Annotated in this window: 9 protein-coding genes; all 9 read right to left on the bottom strand. The window is 66.3% G+C overall.

The features are described 5' to 3' along the window. On the bottom strand, positions 1 to 1260 hold a 1260-nt coding region (locus DDE13_RS12535; protein WP_162630987.1), incomplete at its 3' end, for a DUF3987 domain-containing protein. Between the two features lie 273 nt (positions 1261 to 1533). After that, positions 1534 to 3660, bottom strand: a complete 2127-nt coding sequence (locus tag DDE13_RS12530) for a tyrosine-type recombinase/integrase (protein ID WP_111404632.1) — start codon at positions 3658 to 3660, stop codon at positions 1534 to 1536. A 226-nt stretch (positions 3661 to 3886) separates the two neighbouring features. Continuing rightward, the gene (locus DDE13_RS12525) at positions 3887 to 6589 is read right to left on the bottom strand and encodes a ubiquitin-activating E1 FCCH domain-containing protein (RefSeq protein ID WP_111404631.1); all 2703 of its coding nucleotides are present in this window, start codon (positions 6587 to 6589) and stop codon (positions 3887 to 3889) included. Continuing rightward, positions 6586 to 9141 carry a hypothetical protein gene (locus DDE13_RS12520; RefSeq protein WP_111404630.1) on the bottom strand — a complete coding sequence of 852 codons (2556 nt, stop codon included), beginning with the start codon at positions 9139 to 9141 and terminating at the stop codon, positions 6586 to 6588. Before DDE13_RS12520 ends, DDE13_RS12525 begins: the two co-directional genes overlap by 4 nt. After that, on the bottom strand, positions 9138 to 12134 hold the full coding sequence (locus tag DDE13_RS12515; RefSeq protein ID WP_111404629.1) for a hypothetical protein: 2997 nt from the start codon (positions 12132 to 12134) through the stop codon (positions 9138 to 9140). The genes DDE13_RS12520 and DDE13_RS12515 overlap by 4 nt, the downstream gene beginning before the upstream one ends. Continuing rightward, complete coding sequence (locus DDE13_RS12510) at positions 12131 to 14233, bottom strand: hypothetical protein (RefSeq protein ID WP_111404628.1); 2103 nt, start codon at positions 14231 to 14233, stop codon at positions 12131 to 12133. Before DDE13_RS12510 ends, DDE13_RS12515 begins: the two co-directional genes overlap by 4 nt. Continuing rightward, positions 14230 to 14853: a hypothetical protein gene (locus DDE13_RS12505; protein WP_111404627.1), complete on the bottom strand. Its 624-nt coding sequence runs from the start codon at positions 14851 to 14853 to the stop codon at positions 14230 to 14232. The genes DDE13_RS12510 and DDE13_RS12505 overlap by 4 nt, the downstream gene beginning before the upstream one ends. Next, positions 14853 to 17423 (bottom strand): hypothetical protein, encoded by a 2571-nt coding sequence (locus tag DDE13_RS12500; protein WP_162630986.1) that lies wholly within the window; start codon positions 17421 to 17423, stop codon positions 14853 to 14855. The genes DDE13_RS12505 and DDE13_RS12500 overlap by 1 nt, the downstream gene beginning before the upstream one ends. Next, the gene (locus tag DDE13_RS12490) at positions 17420 to 18013 is read right to left on the bottom strand and encodes a hypothetical protein (protein WP_111404624.1); all 594 of its coding nucleotides are present in this window, start codon (positions 18011 to 18013) and stop codon (positions 17420 to 17422) included. The genes DDE13_RS12500 and DDE13_RS12490 overlap by 4 nt, the downstream gene beginning before the upstream one ends. Positions 18014 to 18019: the final 6 nt, after the last annotated feature.

The following is an 18019-nucleotide window of genomic DNA, read 5'->3' as shown; positions in this document are numbered from 1 at the left end:
CTTCAACCCGTGGTCGGCAGCAAGTTCCGCCGTCAGTTCATCGATCGTGAGGTCGGGGCGGCCGCGATCCGGCGCCGCACCCAGTCTTTGACATCGGTCAGCTTGCCGCGTCCCGGATTCCGGGTCCTCGAAAAGCGTCATGAGCGCGGCGAGCCGGCAGGCATGTTCCGGTGCCTTCGAGGCGAAACCGGAAATGTCCGAGGCCCAGCCCCCGCGCCCGAGTGAGGCCTCTACCTTGTCATGGAACGCGATACAGATCGCGAGAGCCTCTTGGGACAGGGAGAGCAGTCGCTCGGTCGGGTCCTCGAGCGTGCGCGTCAGGGCCGCCTCGACCTCGGCATGGAAGCGGCACGCGGCGGCCTCGTCCTCGTCGGTCGGGCGCCTGTATTTCCGCTTGCCCATGTTGCTTTCGGGCCAACAAGGAAGCATCCGGGCGAGAAGCCCCTGGCCGATCAGGAACTCGTCGCCATACGTGTCGCGGATCAGAGTTGGCTGAAACATCAGATTCAGGGTGGTCGCGGTGGGCGGCACGTAGCCGTCGCCGTCCTGGCCGACACGGGGGCGAAAGAAATAGTCGCCGTCCCAGAGTTTCGAAACGATCCCACTCGTCTTCGCGCGTTGATCCTTGGACATGGAATGCCCGCCCCAGAACGCCGCGGCCTCGTCGGTTGCCCAGAATAGAAAGCCGCATCCGCTCGCAATCGTCTTGAATGCACCCTCAATCGTCGGTTCGGTCACGAGGAAGCCGGGACAGACCGGTGCTGCAGGTTTGTCTTCTCCGCGTCCGACACCTGCCAGAGCTGACTTGTGTTGCGCCATCGCGATCTGGTGATCTTTCCGCAGGCGCATGACCACCCGGTCGATGCCGGTTTTGGCGATCTTGTCAGCGGCGCTCTTGCGTTCGCCTGACAGCGCGATCGTGATGAACGCGGCTGTTGCATTCGAAGGGGATCCCAGTGTCTGGACCTGGGCCCTGCTGCCTGCGGCCACGGAGGCCACCGATAGAACGGACTGGGCTGCCAGAGCGGCCGGACCTTGCGTTTTGCGCATGATCGCTTCGGCGGCGCTGCGGAGCTTCGGCGTCAGGCACTCCAGCGGAAACACGGCCGTCGGCGGCTCCGCATGGGGGAGCGGTGTGGGCTGCTGGGGGGCAGGGGCTGTCTCGCCTGCCGGGACGGAAAAGTTTGGCTTCGGCGCTCTCGAGCCACTCGTGCTGGTGTTTCCGGTCTTGCCGATGAAGGATTTTATGCGGGCCAGCATGCCTGATCTCCGTTGCTGCTCGTTGTGAGCAGGACATCGGTCGATCGACTTTTTGACGGAAACAGCGGAACGCAGAATCTTGAGGCGCGGGGCAGATTTTTCCGCCTGCAAAAGAGAAGGACATGGTCCGCCGTGCAGGCGATGCGCGATGCGCGTCGGGGGGCGCGCAGCGAGGAATGCTCCACGGGGATCATGGCGTTGGATTGGGCCGTCAGGTCTCGTCATGTTTCGCACCCTGCCGCCAGATGCGCCGGGGACAGCGCAATCACCCGGTCAGCCGTGCGCGGCAAAGGCGACGATATTCCCATCCGCGGAACGCGCCCCAGGGTCATGAAACGGACTGCGGACGCGTGAGATGTCGATCTCGATCCCGTCGACCCACGCCTTGTACTCCTCGATCGGTGAGCCTTCGGGATCGTAGTGTTGTTCCGTGATGTCACGTAGCTTGTGGCCGAGAAGCCGTTTACGGATCTCGAGCGGGCACTTCGCGCGCTTCAATTCGACGTTGAAATGCGTGCGCAGCGCGTGGAAGTCCCGGCACGGATCATAGACGCCGTGCTCGATGCGGTAGTGCCCGAATGTCTTCGTGAAGGTACCCGAAAGGCGTCCCTTGGTGGCGCATCGCGCGATCTCCGGGAACAGCCATTCCTGCCCCCTGCGGCGACAATCCTCGACATGCCTGAGAAGGCCAAGCGCGATCAGATTGCGGTGGATCGGGACGATGCGGTAACGGGTTCCGCTCTTGATGTGCTGACCGTCGCCGGACTGGACGCGGAAGATCGAAATCCCCTTGATGCTATCGAAATCGTCGGTTTTCAGTTGGAGCGCCTCTTCCTGCCGCATGCCGGAATGCACGGCTATCAGCGTCGGCCAGAAGACGTCGTGCATCCTTGCGCCAGCAGGAACAGGCGTGGTGAACGCCCCGGTGTTCAGAAGATCGGCAAGCTTGTCGCCCCAGGGCAGACGCCGCATGTTCTTTTCCTCGGTCTTCAGCCTTTCGAGCTGTTTCGTGGTCCAGATGACGCCTTTCATCGCGTTCACGGGCGCCGCACCATGATCGGCAGCGTGCCGGAAGACGAACTGGATCGCCTGCAGGTGCCGATACACGGTCGCGTGCCGAACCCGCTGGATCTTGGCCCTTGCCCGACGCTGCTCGGCATCGCCCCGATTGAGGCCGTGTTCCACGATCTCGTTCTCGGCGAGAACCATGTTGCGCGCTTCCTCCGCCTCGGCCTCGTCGATGATCGTGTAGAGGCCGGGCGCGTCACTGCTCTTGTGGTGATTTTTCGGCAAGGCACACAGGAGAGAACGGAACTCCAGAAGCCTCTCGCGCGTGTAGAACGACATGGGCCGGTCCCCGTGCGCCTCGATGAAAAGCTTCTTCGTCGCGCGCCAGTTTGCCAGGTTGTTGACGTGCCAACCCGGGTTTTCCTCCTCCTTGCGGTGTGTGGCCTCATCGAACCACGCACTGAACGTTTTCTCCCTGGTTTGCGGCGCCGTGGGCGCGACGGGCGTGACGGATGCCGCGCCCTTCGGCGCGGCACGCAACCGCGCGGGTGCCCGGTGCGGCACAACTCGTGCGGGGGTGATGTCGTCCTGCGCGGGTGCAGAGTGATCACGTGCCGGGGCAGGCTGGACCGGCTGCTCGATGACGGTGTGGTGAGTGTCGGCCTCGGCGCAGCCGACATCCGGCGCCCCAGCCGATGCTGGTCGCATCTGCGACGCCGCCACTGTGGCGGACGGCAGGGGCGGCAACCCATGCTGCACAATCGCGTCCTGCTGCGCGACCGCGTCCACATTGTTCAAGGCATGCGTCGACGCGCGCCCGATGCAGGAGGCGAGGCGGGAATCCGTACGGTAGATCCCCTTTTCGCGGAGAATGTTCTCGTCCGCCACTTCGATCAGGGCGCGGGCGGCCCGCCGCGCCGCGCGGGACCAATCCTCGCTGTCGGACTCGAGCGGAAGCCCGAGGCGCGCGAGCGTACGGGCCAGAGGTGCGGTGACCGCGTCGTACGCGTTGTAGACGAGGGCGGCCCGCATGGTGTCGCGGGTGGCTTCATGGAGGCGGACAGCGGCGGCGACGGCTTCGGGGCCGCGCGGACCGCAGGTCTCCCGGAGTGCCTCGGAGGCCGCGACCTCGAAGCGCATCAGGTCGTCGACCACGCAATCCAGCTGTCGTTCGTCGAGCATGTCCGCTCCGCACATCTCTATCAAACCGATGAGATCGTCGGTGAAGCGGGCTGCGATCGCAGCCCGTCGCCGCGCCTCGGAGACGAAGTGCGTTCGAAGCGAGAAACAGAAAAACGGCTTGGCGTAAAAATTTTCCGCGATGGCCGGGACCCGGCGCCGGAAGACGAGGGTCGCGCCCCTGCGAATGACATAGGTCGTGTGTGCGGCCATGTGTGCCACCTTCTTGCGACGTTTGTGTCGCAGGATGTGTCGCTCTCCGGACTCTTGATCGATCTTTCGACCCAGGTACTTGATTTCACACGATTTTATGAGAATTGGCTCCGGCGGTAGGGATCGAACCTACGACCAATTGATTAACAGTCATTAGCCGATCCATTGTTTTCAATGGCTTAGGTCGATTAGTGTGATGATGAGCGCACGTCCATGTCGGATACGATTAGTCGCGAACGCTGATCACAAGGACCGGTGTCCCACCCGAATAAATTGCGCTCCACGTCTCTCCTGGAGCGACGTCGAAACTGACATGGCTTACCTCTCCGAAAATTTGCGTGCCGTTCTTCAGTACCGATGTGATCGTGGCGCCGGCACCACCGTTTCGCAGGTTAATTGTCTGAATATAGGGTGTAGCGTTGACAGTAGTTGCGCCACTGACGGGCATCGCTTTCGATGAGGTTTCGTAGTATTCGGGAAGGCTACCGTCGGTGCAGGTGTTGGCCCTGACGGTACGACCGACGGTGAAGGAGTTTTCATCAGGCAGACTGTAATGAGTTACCTTCGCATTCACCGTGTTGCCGATGATGTAATAAGGCCTGTTCAGCGTCGCGAGGCGGACGCCGATGTCCGGAACAAGATATTCATCAGCGCCAGTTCCCCACAGCGTGTTGACCCCTTCGTCGCTTGACATGCTGATACTGGAAACGTTGATCCTGATCGCCGCTCCAAAATCGAAGGCGACACAGTTGTTCAGGCGCGCCCGGCCCAGTGCGACGATCTTGCAGTCCTTGAACTGGACGTCGAGGATGTGATCCTTGGCAGCATCCGCGACAATACCGCGGCCGCTCATCCCGATCATCTGTCCCTCGCAAGTCAGTGCTAGCAGTGCACCCGTGCTGATTTTGTCCGTGAACAGCCAGTCGTTGTTCAGGCAAAAATGCCAGCCGCCCTTGACCTCCACATTGCCAATGGAACCGCCCTCGAACGTCATCCGCATGCGACCGTCGCCGGCGTAGTCCCAAATGTTGTGGAGGTCGTAGATAAACGACATGGGTCCCGTCGCATGAAGTTTCCAGAGCCAGGCCCAGTGCTGCAGTGTGCAGTCCTTGATCACCGCCGTGTCCCATTTTCCCTTGATGTTCACGACCGAGGTGCCGAAAGCGAAGGACCAGTGCAGCTCGGCCGCCCAGCCGCCGGATGTGTATGCGTTGAAGCCGGTTCCGTCGGTGTCGTTCAGCGTAAAGGTGTCCGCATTCACGACGGTGATGATATAGCTGTTGCCGTTCAGTTCGGTCATGCCGGCCACGCCACCGATGCGCACGCGACGACCCGTCTGGAAGCCGTGGCCGACGGATGTGATAGCGACCGGATTGGTACGCGTCGCTCCGGTGATCGCGCTCGGCACGATCGCGGGATTGGATGGCACGCCCTCTGGATACCCGTTCACGTCGTTGAGATAGAGCGCTGATCCGACTGAGGCCGCGGTGGTGTCGATCTTTACCAGATCGTACTGGGGCTGGCCGGTGCCGTACATGTTGATTAGGCGAACGCCGGACAGGGTACCCGTGACGATAGCCCGGAAGATATGTGGCAGGTTGCGGAACTGTGTTTTCATCACGAATACGCGGGCGACATTCGTGCCCTCCACCCATGCAACAGACCCGGCCGTATCGCCGATCGACACACGGGGGTAGCCGCCGAGAATGTTCACGTTTTCGATGAACTGTGCGTCCGTTCCGCAAATCCACACACTTCCGTCACGAAGCACAAACTGCGCTGCCATCGAACAGTTAATTGTGACATTGGAAATGAGGATCGGATCGATGCCGCCAGCGCGAACGTTGTAAACGCCCGCCGGTACGAATGCCTCCACCATCTTGTAAGCTGTACGCGCCGGATCGCCCCGGCGGTTGATGGCCGCGATGAACCGGTTCAATGCCGGAACATCGTCGCTGGTGCCGTCCGCCGGCGGTCCGAAAGCATCGAAGGTCAGGATCGGCACCTTCAGTTTCAGCCCGCCGTCCGTGGTGAAGTCCTCGTCTTCGCTCACAACCTCGTAGGCCCACCGGCTGTTGCGAAGCTGGATCATCGTGCCGACCGGAAGCGCGGCTGGATATGCATTCATGGTGGCGAAGTCGTCGAACCTGGTATCGCCCAGCCAGCCCAGCAGCACATCGCTGCCGCCGTCGTTGGAATGGACCTGCACGCCCGGCAGCATGGCAACCAGGAACACGTCTCCATCGGTGGTATCCGCCAGCCCGTCCGCGACCGAGGCATAAAGCGTGGCACCCGCGGCGACGGCCGCCAGCTCCGCCTGCGTGCGTGCCACGTCGGCCAGCGCCGCGTTCTGCGCCGCCTCTGCCGCGCTGAGTTTCGCCTGCGCCTCGCTGGCCGCGGCCGCGATCGCGGCAGCCTTTGCGATCGGGCCGAAGGTGTTGGCGCCCTCGATGTCGGCCGCGTTCGGTCCTTGCGCAAATCCGCCGCCTTCGGTGGCGATCAGGGTGTGCCCGGCTTCGATCGGCGGGATTTCGGGCGTGATGCCGTTGCCCCGCTGAACCACCAGCGCGCGCCGGACGCGTTCGGCGTTCTCCTGGATGGCCATGACCATCGCGTCGAGCTGGCGTTCCATGCCCTTTTCGCGCGACGTGGCTCCGACGAACCCCTGTTCCTTCTCCGTGTTCCGGTCGATGCGCAGCATCTTTCCCGCGAATGCGGTCGCCGCGTCGGCCGACAGCGTGACGATCCCGAAATCCACGGGACCGGCGGGTTCGACCGAAAACTCACCGCTGGCCAGCGGTGTGATGGCGCCGTCGTCGACAAGGCTGACCTCGATATCCTCGGCCGCACGATAGGGGTGCTCGATGGCATAAGGGCCCGTGCCGCTGATCGTGTAGATCGGGGAAAGGTCGAACGTTTCGACGGTCATGGCGTCCTCATGGCGTTGGAAAGATCGGGGCCTCGGCTGGGTGCCGGATCACCGCGCCGCCACCAGCTTTGGGTGTTGTAGTCGCGCTTGAGGCGCTGTTCGGCGCGGTACCGCAGGTCTTCGACCTCCGGGTCGACCAGGGGCTGGATTTGATCCCAGAGCAGGCGGTCCAGCGCCAGCCGGGTCGGGATCGGCAACAGGGGCTGGAACGTGGCGAGTGGATTGTACCGGCGCAGCAGATTGACCATGTCGCGCCCGATCAGCGGTGCCTTGCCATCGGCGACGCGCGCCACGTTGGAATTGACCGCACGGCCGACATCGCTGATTGCGCCGATGACCGGCCCGGCGGCGGTTTCGCCAAGTCCGCCACCTGTGCGGCTTGTGGTGGAGCTGAAGAAGTCTCCGAAAATGCCGATGCCGCCGCCCTGCAGGAATGCTTGCGCCCAGAATGTTGGCGTGGTCATGGGCCGCGGATCATTGCCCTTGGCGATATCCTTCAGTTGAAGCGACACGGCCCCAAGGATGGTCATCTGGGACATGAAGGCCACGATGTACGTGCCTTTCTCGCCCAGGCTGCTCATCTCGGCGACGCGCTGGATCTGGTTGAACATGACCGACAGGGCGTAGCTTTTGTACATGACCCCGGAATTGAGCAGTTCGCCGGGAATGGAACCGGGGGCTCGGTCCCCAAGAAGCGTGGCTCGCCCGCGCGCCGATGCGGATGGCACACCCAGTTCCGTACGCGCTTCGATGATGCCGCCCAGCTTCAGCGCCAGCCGTTCGGCCTGCGCGCGGGGCAGGCTGCTGTGCTCGACGAACCAGCTTGGCGTGATGACCTTGCCGCCGCCGGGCGATGTGAACATCACCGCCGGGTCGCGCAGCAGGTCCCATTCGGCGGCGGTCAGCCCGCGGTTTTCCATGAAGCGGCGCAGCCGTGGGTCCAGATCGGCAAAGGATTTTCCCGCCTGTTCGCCCAGCTCATGGCTGAAGGTCACGCGCATGGCGGTGCGCGCGCGGTCGGTCATCATCGCCAGCCCGTTGGCGCGCAGCACCGCGTTGGTGATCCGGCTGGTGATCTCCGGCGACCAGATATCGCCCATGAACCGCGCGTGGGCCGATCCTGTATCGAACCAAGTGTCGAAAACATAGCCCATGTCGCGGGCTTCTTGCTGGCTGATGTTGCTGGTCAGCAGCTTCATGGTTTGTACCAGCGGTGCAGTCGGGTTCATCCCGATGGCCTTGGCTGCGAGGCGCATGGTGCCAAGGTCGCTAAGCTGCGACAGCGGGGCCGCGCCAAGCTGCGCTGCGGTCAACAGGTTGCGCGTGCCCGCAAAGAATGCCGCCATGAACTTGTCGTGGGGTACATTGACCGCGCCGTTCAGGTGGCGCAGCACCACGCGGGCCTTCTTGTTCTTGCGGTCGATCACGCTGCGCAGGGTGCGCACCTTTTTCAGGTCGCCCGCCGACGCGCGCAAACCCCCGGCCAGCACGTTCAGCCCGGACACCAGCCGTTCGCCATCGACGCCCGCGACCTGCTTGGCAAGGATCTGCGCCCGGAACTCCACACCCTGCGTCGGGTTCGGGCCGAAGTTGCTCATCAGCGCGATGTCGCGGGCCATGCCGCGCAGCTCGCCCACGATGGCTTCGAACGGGTTGTACTGGCCGAAGGCGTCGTTGTACTGCATCCAGGCGTCGCCATCCCGGAAATGCAGCACCCGGTGTTCCTTGCGCCGGTTGTACATCGCGGTGCCGCCCATCCCAAGGCTGGGTTCCCGCGTGTTCCAGCCTTTGCTGGTGATGCCTTCATAGACCTGTTCCAGGAACCGGCGCGCATCGCTTTCGAACGGGCGCGCGTCGGCCGACACGGCGAAGGGCTTGCCGGTGTCGAAGTTCTCGATCCGCGACCAGTCGATCAGCCGGTTGTCCCACAGCGTCTTGAACCACGCCTCGAAACCCGCCGTTTCGATCTTGTCGGCGTTGTGGATATGCGCCAGCCCCCGGTTCGCCAGCTTGCCGATGTCGCCGCCCAGCGAATTGTAAAGCGACCTTGCCCGTTCCTGCGTGTCGCGCACGGCGTCCGCCAGTTGCCTGGCGATGGCGTCGCCGGTGTCCTGCCCGTGCAGTTCGCGCACCAAGTTGTTCAGCTTGGCGATGTCGCGCACCTGGCCGATCACGTTGGTGCGGTGCCGCTGCAGCAGTTCGGATATGTTGGACATGAAGCTCTGTTCCAGCGCGCGCTGCTGCAGCTCCGCCTGGTCAAGCTGCTTCAGCAGGGCGTCCGGGTCCTCGGCCGCCTTGCCGGCGTAGCGCGCCTGCGCTTCTTCCACGTCGCGCAACTGCGCCAGCATCGTGTGCCGCCGCTTCTGGGTGTTGGTGACCATATCGCCCAGCAGGTCGTCGGCGGCCATGACGCGGGCCATGTCCTCGGGGTTACCCTGATCCATGTAGCGCTGCATCATGTCGCGGTACTTGGCCTGCGCCTGTCGGCCGCGCTGGGGATCGACCTCGCCCGCGTCGATGGCGCGCTGGATACATTCGTCCATGCGGCTCATGCCCGTCCTCCCGATGTCGTGCAGATCTTCACGATGTCCGCCATGTCCGCGTCGCGCGCGAGATCGTCGAGCACGTCAGCCACGCTCATTTCGACACCTGACCCCGGCGCGCCCCATTCCAGCGTCAGATCGTCGAGGCCCCGGAATTCGGCGCGGGCGGCCTGCACGGCGGACGCCTCCTGAGCATCGACCGTTTGGCGCTCTGGCATCGCGTCCGATCCACGCCCCTGCCGAGAGGCGGCGTCCGGCGTGATCCTGCCGCGCAACTCCGCTTCGCGCTGATCCGCCACGCGCGTCAGAAGCGGGCTTGCAGCGCCGTCTGCCGTGCGGGCGGGGTCCACTGCCCGGATGTCCGGGATGGTGACCGTAGTGGCCGCTGCGGGCGTCATTGGCGCGCGCGCCTCGTGCAGGTCGATGGCGCGGGCCAGCGTGTCCACCGGCGACGGTGATCCCAGCAGGTCGCCGATATCGGCGCGGCCCGCGATCTGCGCTTCGGCGATGTAGCGGCGCAGGATGGCTTCGGTCGCCTCGGCCGGGCGGGCCACGTCGCCGCGATAGAAGGCGGCAAGGATCTGGCCGTTCAGATCGTCCGACCCGCCCTTGAACATGTCGCCGTTTGCCATCCGGTCGCGGATCGCCGCCACCACGCCTTGCCCGTCGCGCGCTTCGGTGCGGGCGCGGGCGATGGTGCGCACCACGTCGACCAGCTGGTCGGTGATGTCGAACTCGCTCTGGATCAGTCCCGCGTCGATGCCCGCGCGGAACGCGGCCCAGTCGGGGGCCAGGTCCTGCAGCATGTTCAGCAGGCCGCGCAGGCGGCGGTCGCCGGTTTCGGTCAACCGCTCCAGCAGGTCCATCGCGTCGAAGGCGCGCGCGAAGAGCGCCCGCCGGATGCGGTCGAACCCGGCGTTGGTCATGGCACCCTCGCGGGTGCTCATGCCGCTGCGTTCGGCCTGCGGCATGGCCTGCAGCACGCGGCGGCGGAATTCGTCGTTGGCGGGCGCTTCCATCGCTTCGCCGGGCCGATACGCGTCGAAGGCGGACTGCGACAGGAAATCCCGATCGCGCGCTGCCTGTTCGGCGGTGCCCATCGACATGGTCGCGCGGTCATTGTTGCCGGTCACCCAGTCCCGGCGCTGCGGCGCGTCGAACTCGGTTTCGCGCACGGCGGCCAGCACCGGCCTGCGCACGCCCTCTGGGATGATGAACCCGCCCTCGCGGATCGCGTTGACATAGGCGTCATAGCGCTCCGGGTGCAGGTCGGCGGCACGCGCGATGGCGGCGACGCGGCCATTGCCGCTTTCGATCATGCGGTCGGGTCCGATGATGGGCGCGCCCCGGTCGGCTTCGGGCGATGGCATCAGCCGCGCCGGATCGAGGCCTGCCGCGATTTCGGCGATCTGTTCGTCGCTGGACAGCCGCCCGGCACGGTCGCGCGGCTGCAGGTCACCCGATGCGAAGTTCAGGTCGTCGATGTCCAGCACCTCGTAGCGGACCTGCGCGCGCATGCCGGTCGGGCTGACCACTTCGTTGTAGCGCGTGATGGCCCGCCCGCCGGCGGCGGGAAAGCTGTCCGGCGCGGCCCCGCCGCCACTGCGCGCGGGCGGCGCACCGCCACGCAGCACCGACAGCACCGCGTCGGGCGATGTCAGGCTGGCGTTCAGCCCGTCGGAATAATAGCTGCGCCCGGCGCGCGGACCGTCCACCATGGGCAGCGCCGCCCATTCCTGCGCCAGCCGGTTGGCGAACTGCGTGTCGGTGATCTTTCCCGCGCGCCAGTCGTCCAGCCCGCGCCGCTGCATCAGCGTGACGGCCATGCGCCGCTGCATGGCCTCGTCGAACACCTCGCCGCCGGTCAGGCCCATCTCGTCGCGCAGGCCTTGCAGCGTCTTGCGGATGATCTGGAACCGTCCGGCGGCGGTGCTTTCGGCCCCCGCTGCCGCATTCGCGGCCTGCCATTCCAGCACGTCGTTGACGGTCATCTGCGTCAGCGGGCGCGGCGGGGCGATGCGGGTAAAGCCGGAGGGCTGGTCGAAGCCCTGCGGCGCTTCAAGTCCGCCGATCAGGTCCAGCGCGTTGGCGACCACCGGGTCCTCCAGCGCGGGCAGGGTCGGGTCCGGGCGCGTCGGCGCGGCGTCCAGCGTCGGCTCGTCGCCTTCGCGCAGCCGTGTTTCCTCGCGGTTGATGGCGGCGGCGTGGTCGGTGCCGGGCGTGTTGGCCGGGCGCGCGGCGGCTTCGGCTTGTCTGCGGGTGCGCAGGTAATCGACGGCGCGCACGCCCCCGCCGATGATTGCGCCGATGGCGGCACCGCCTGCCACGCCCACCGCGACACGTTCGGCGATGTCCACGTCGGGCAGGTCGAATGCCTCCGCCTGCGCCTGCGCGCGCGGGGCGATCGCTGCCTCTGCGACCCCGCCGATCAGCGCCTCGCGCAGCACGAACTGCCCCAGGCGGGCGGGGCTGCCGCCCAGCGGCATCAGCGCGATGTTCACCGGGTCGGTGAACGCCCCGGCGATGGTGCCCGCAACCTGCGCGACGGGGCTGCTGCCCGCGTTCAGCACGTCCTGGTATTCCTGGTAACGTGCGTTGCCGATGTCGCGCGCGGTGGCCTCGAACTGGTCGCGGTCCACCGGCAGACGTCCCCACCGCTCGGGATCGGCGGCGGCAATGCTTTCCGCCTGTTCGAAGATCAGGTCGAGCTTGGCATCGACCTTCATCGTATCGAACGCCTGCTGCCAGGACTGACGCCCACGGCCAAGGTCGCGCTGCGCTGTATCGAAATCGGCGGGCTTGAACGCCTCGATCCCGCCTGCCGCCTGCACGATGTCGTCGATGATCCGACGATCGATGCGACCCCGCGCGCCATAGGCGTTGTCGGCGAATTGCGTCTTTCCGGCGGCGGCGACGAACTGTTCGATGCGCGTCGGCACCAGCCGGTTCAATGCCTCCGGCGCGCGCTCCTCGCGCTTGGCGGATTTTAGGAACCACGTCACCGATCCGGCTCCGGCGTTGCTGCGAATTCCTGCAGCAGCTTGCGCAGATCGAGGACATAATCGGCGCCGTCGGCCCCCTCTGCGGTCAATGGTCCGTCCTTGGGGTGATCGTAATGGAACATATACCGATCGCCGCCCAGCGACACGAGCTTGGTTGCATACCACGTCTGCAGGTTCATGGGCTCGCCGCCGAAACTCGGGGTGTTGCCGCTGAAGCTGATACGCTCAAAAAGGCTGTCGAGGTTGGCGCGTCCGTACTCATCGGACAGTCTCAACATCCGGGAAATCCTGCCGCTGGCCTGTGTGATGTCCTTGTGCCGGATGTCCGGCGGCACGAAGGTCGGCAGATCGCGGAATTTCATGATGCCGCCGACGGCATTGTTGTTCCCGTAGTTTCCGGTGCCACCCAGCACGTTGTGCACCGCCTGCAGGTACAGGGTTGGGCTCAGCTTGCCGTCGGATCGTTCGTCCTTCCCGCGCGCGCGAAAAGTGTAAAGCGCGTCGGCGGCGGTGATGACCTGGTCAAGCTGGCCCGCTTCGAATTCGGGATCGAACAGCCCGGACAACTCGACGAAGAATTCCTGGCGGCGTTGCGACCGGGGTGGCAGGGGAACATCTTCGTTGTCCATGGCGCGCTGGCCTTCGAAAATCTGGCGCGCGAGGTCCTCGTTGCCGGTGAACGCCATCAGCCCGCCGACATAGGCGAACAGCGGATCGCCGCCGATTTCCTCGGCCAGCTCCAGCGCGCTCTCGCCCGTTGCCGCCGCAAAGCTCGCCGCCAGCCGCGCGCGCACCTCGGGCGTCTGCGACGGGTCTGCGGCCTTGGTGTAGGCCGCGCGCTCTTCCTTTGTGAACAGCACCGGCTCGTCGAGATATCCCGCCTCGACCAGCGAAGCCGCCCATCGGTTCCGTTGATCGAGTGACATGATCAGATCATCCGGTGCTGCGGTCATCGGGTCGGGCAGGGCGGGCGGCTGGCCCAGCCCGATGTCCTGCGCGTGCTGGATCGGATCGGTGTTCCATCCGGATTTCGCCATGTCATGCGCCGCCCGCATGGCATCAAGGATCTTGAGCTGCTCGGCATTCGGCACCGGGCGCGCCGCCTCTGCCGCGATGCGTTCGGCCTGTTCGGTCGGGGTCAGCCGCGCGAAATCCGGCATCGTGTCGCGCAGCAGGACCTGTTGCGCCCAGCCTTCCGCCGCCGGGTGCGCCATGAACGCGTCGTCGGTCAGCATCGCGGCTTCGTTGGCATAGACGCGCCCTTGGCCCGCGATCCTGGTGGCCTCGGTCAGCTCGTTGCCGATTTCCACCTGTCGTTCCTTGGCCAGCCGGTCGGCCTCTGCCTGCGCGCGGGCGGCGTCGGCGGCGATCTTGGACCCTGCGGTCGCGTACAGGCTGGCGCGCTGCTCCGCCGGGATGTTGTTGAACTCCCCGTCATCGTACAGATCGCGAAACAATTGCGGGTCGCTGTCGATCAACAACCGCGCGGCGGCGCGCTCGGTCTCGGCCCGGAAGGCCAGCTTTTCCTCGGCGGCGGCGGCGGGCGATGTGATCCCGGCAGCGACCTGTTCGTCGATCTTCGCGTCCAGCGACGCGTACATCGTGTTGCGCGTGTCGGGGTCCATCATGGCCCCTTGCGACACGGTCAGGTGCCGCTGCTCGATGAAGTTGGCGACTTGCTGCGACTGCTGGATGGCCAGCGCCTTCTGACCCAGCGCGAAAGCATGGCGGTCGGTCAACGCGTCGAACTGGGTGCTGAACCGTTCCGCCAGCTTGGGATCGACGCGCGGGCGGCCCGTGTCGGTCTGGCCGGTCAGGTACTGCTGTTTCAGCGCCTGCACGCGCGGGGCCCATTCCGCATCGATCCGGTCGGGATCGCCGTATTCCTCGAACTCGAGCCGCAACGCGTTGATGTCGCGGGTCATGTCGACATCGAGCCGCGACGCGGCACTGTCGAGGCGGCGGCGTTCGACCTCGTTGCCAACCTGCTGCACCACCTGGCCCAGCTGCTGGATCGCGGCGCCGGTCTTCGGGGCCTCGATGCGGATGTCGGCGGATCGTCCGCCGGTCATCCCGGCGCGGGGCAGGGTCAAGGTCATTGCAGCAGCTCCGGCCAGATTTGCGGCGCCGCGGACAGCACGCTGCCGGCGGCATTCGTGCGGCCTGTCAGGATGGCCTGCCGGCCCCGCGCGCGCACGCTGCGCGCCGATGCGCTCAACTCGGCTTGGGTCGCGGCGCCGCCCGAGCGGATTGCCTGGCTTTCGAAAGTCATCTCGCGGGCGGCGTTTTCCCCCAGCGCAATGGCGGTGGGGCTGGACAGGTCGATGCCCCGCGCAGCCAACTCGGCCGTCTGGCGGCGGATTTCCGATCGGAAGGCGGCGCGGGACCGTGCGTCCTGCACGCCCGTCAGCGCGCGTTCGACTCCCGCGCGCTCCTGCAAGGCCTCGGCCTGCATGCGCTCGGCGTCGGCGGTCATGTTGCCCTGCGACAGTGCCCCGCCCACGGATGCCGCCAGCCCGGCGATCTGCAATGCCAATCCCAGTGTCAGGCCCAGACCGGACGATGCGGCACCCGATGCCAGCGCGGCATTCAGGGTGGCCGCGCCGACCGATCCGATGCCACCTGCGGCGGCGGTGGCCGCTGCGGTGGCCCCGGCGGCCGTGGCGGCAGCGCTGCCTGCACCGGCTGCGGCCAGGGCGGAGGCTCCGAAATCACACATCAGACGCCGTGCTCCTCGATACTGGGGGTGACGGCCAGCACGGTCAGGGGGGCGCCGCCCACGGGCTCGAACCGCAGGCTGACATCCGGGGCCTGTCCGCTGGCCATGGGCATCTGGCGCACGCCGCTGAAGGCATCGACCAGGTCGGCCGCGATGGCGCGCAACAGGATTTCCTGCGGGGCACTGACGCGGGCGGGCTGGCCCAGCTCGCGCTCGATCGTGCGCACCAGCCCGGCCGCGGTGCGGTGCACGGCAATGCCGCATCCGCTGTGAAGCCGCTTGGCGCGGGCCATGGTGTTGCCGTCGCGCGCCTCGGCCTGGATGGGCAGGGTCTCGAACTGGTGGGTGGCGTCGAACAGCCCGACGGTCGCGCGCGTGGCCTGCGCGTCGATCGTGATCGTGCCGCTTGGCGGGACGGTGATCGGCCCGAACGCGCCCGCGTCGGTCCATGCGAACACGTCCTCGCCCACCAGCTGCGGGACCGAGAACGTGTCGGTGGCAGCACCAGTGTAGATCGTGGCGGCGAAGAAGTGGTTGGCTTCACTGATCGCCTGCGCGCCGGTCAGCGTGCCGTATGTCACCGACTGTTCCTCGACCATGCGCACGGTCGCGCCGTTCACCGTGCGGCGCACCACCAGCGTGAGGATATCGGCGGTACCGGTGGCGTTGGGGCTGACCGCCATCGCCTCCACCACGCCGCCAGCCAGCGGGACCGTGGCCCAGCCCAGCACGTCCTCGTCGGGATCGTACAGCATCACGGCGAGGTCCCCGGTGTCGCGCCGGATCCACGTCAGCCGTTGCGGCGCGGACTGGTAGACCATTTCCGCGAAACCGGCCGTGCCGATGTGCTGGGCGGGCAGGGACAGCTCGAGCGCGCGGTTGCGGTCGGATTGCAGCGAATAGACGATCTCGAAGATCCGGGTGCGGTCCTTCGCGATGAACATCGGATCGCCGCGCGGCGCCAGCGGCCGGGCCTGCGCCGATCCGATCGCGCTGTCATACCCGAAATACGTGGTGGCCGGGCCCAGCACCTGGTTGCCGTCGGTGGTGCGCGACGAATATTCCTCGCCCAGGGCACCGATATGAAGGCCGGACCGGCCACGGCGCAGCCAGATCACCTTGTTGACGCTATTCTCGCCGCTGATGCCGTAGGCGAAGCTGCTGTCGGCCTCGATGCCGGGGGTGAAGTCGTTGAAGTCGCCCACGGTGGAAAACCACAGGGTGCGCGGGTCGCTGGGCGTTGCGGCTGCGATCAGCCGTTCCTGGAAAATCTCGACCGCGGCCGGCCATCCGTAGCGCGCGGACCATGCCCCTTCGGCCCAGCGGTGTGTGGGTGCTGCGACCACGGCGGATGGCAGGCGGCGCAGCACGGTGGCGGTGGCCTGGGTGGCACTGGAGACGGACGTGATCCGCACCACGCCGGTGTCGTCGCTGATATAAGTCCAGCTGATGCCGGCGCCGGTTTCGACCAGTGCGATCCCGGTCGTGTGGGTCGGCGGTGTGCCGCCCGTGCTTCCTGCCGTGCGGGCCTCGTAGATGCGCCCGTCATAGGTCCGCCGATCGTCGACTGCGACTGTCTGGTTTGGCCCCCACGGCGTGGTCGGGATGCCGAGCACGTACAGCCAGGTTACCTCGCTGGTGCCCGGCGTCGCGGTGCCGCTTCCGTGATTGGGCGCAGTGTCGCCTGTGTCGCCGGTGTTCTGCGCCACGTAGATTGCGCCGTTACTTGTGACCTGCTGGCCTGCGGTCACGGTCTCGTCCGATTGCCAGGCGGGTGGAACATCGGCAATGAATAGCCACGACATCTGCGTGCCGAACTGCACCCGCTCCGTGCCTTCGGTGTGCAACGGCCTGTTCACGCCGGTATTGTCGCCCGATGCGACCTGGTACACGCGCCCGTCTGACCGCATCCGCACGCCCGCGCCGACATCGGTGTTCCCGGTCCACAGGGGCACGTCCGACCAGGACACGGGCTCCAGCGACATGAGCGATCCGACATGGTTCGCCGCGAACAGGGCCGCACTGGCGGTCAGCGTCACGGACCCGGTTTCACCGCTGGCCTGCACGGTCAGTCCGGCGTTGCCATTGCCCACCCGGAACGGTCCGGTATCGGGATCGAGCGGCGTGATCGTCCAGTTGTCGAGCGCGAACCGCGCCAGTCGCTGGATCGGGCGGGCGCCGTCCGCAAGGTAGATCACGTCGGCCGACTGCACCCATTGAAGCTGCGACAGCGACGCGGCGTCGTAGGGGTGCGCCAGCTCGAACGGCGACGCACCGGCCATCACCAGCGTGCCATACCGCCAGACGCGCATGGTGCCGGGCGTGAATTCCAGCGTCACCGCGTCGTTCGTGGCGAACTCGAAATCCAGCAGCCGCGCGGGCTGATTGTCCTTGGTGGTGCCCCGATAGACGGTGCCGGGGGCGCGGGTCACACCGCCCTGGCGCAACGGCACGAAGCCGCGGCACAGCCGCAGCCCGGTCATGAAGCGCTGGTAATCGAAACGCTGGTGCAGCAGCGGCGATATCTCGCCCGCGGCGAAGCTGTTTTGCGGCGGGCTTGTGCGGGTCACAGGCGTGCCCCCAGTGCCCAGTCTTCCTGCCGGTCCAGCCCGTCCCAGCGCTTGGGCGATGCGTAGCGCGCGTCATGGCGCAGCGCCTGGCGCATGGAAATCTCGGCGTCCTGCGCGATCCGGTCGCGCTTTGCGACATCGCCCAGCCATTGCGGCGACAGCAGCGTCGCCAGCCGCAGCGAAACCGCCAGCCGAAACCAGGCGGGCATCTGCGTTTCGTCGGTGATCATCGCCGTGAAGCGGATCTTGAGCGGCCCCGCGATGTCCGTGCGCAGGAACCGCCGGTCGACGCGCCAGGCGCCGTCCACGTACATCTGGCGCAGGGCCACGAATGTGGCGGGCAGCACGAAGGTGTTCGGCAGGTCGGGGTCGGCGACGATGTCGGTGCCGGGCACGGCGGCGGGCAGCTCGGCCAGCTCGGACGCGAAGGACCAGTCGGCCTGCTCAAGACACATGCGCAGCGCTTCGGGATACTGCTCGGACGCCGCTGCGGCCTGTGGGCTTTCATCCCCGAAACTCGATGGCGCGGCCAGCTCGAGCACGCGGAACGCTTGCTGCACGATGGTCGATGCTGCGATCGGCTGGGTCACGCCTGC

The sequence above is a fragment of the Meridianimarinicoccus zhengii genome, from assembly GCF_003254465.1.
GTDB classification, from domain to species: Bacteria; Pseudomonadota; Alphaproteobacteria; order Rhodobacterales; family Rhodobacteraceae; genus Meridianimarinicoccus; species Meridianimarinicoccus zhengii.
This window is presented reverse-complemented; position numbering and strand designations above follow the sequence as displayed.

What these genes read in the sequence shown, in the direction of transcription:
- DDE13_RS12510 (WP_111404628.1), bottom strand. Translation starts at nt 14,233, where the DNA reads ATGACCTTGACCCTGCCCCGCGCCGGGATGACCGGCGGACGATCCGCC.
- DDE13_RS12520 (WP_111404630.1), bottom strand. Translation starts at nt 9,141, where the DNA reads ATGAGCCGCATGGACGAATGTATCCAGCGCGCCATCGACGCGGGCGAG.
- DDE13_RS12505 (WP_111404627.1), bottom strand. Translation starts at nt 14,853, where the DNA reads ATGTGTGATTTCGGAGCCTCCGCCCTGGCCGCAGCCGGTGCAGGCAGC.
- DDE13_RS12530 (WP_111404632.1), bottom strand. Translation starts at nt 3,660, where the DNA reads ATGGCCGCACACACGACCTATGTCATTCGCAGGGGCGCGACCCTCGTC.
- DDE13_RS12525 (WP_111404631.1), bottom strand. Translation starts at nt 6,589, where the DNA reads ATGACCGTCGAAACGTTCGACCTTTCCCCGATCTACACGATCAGCGGC.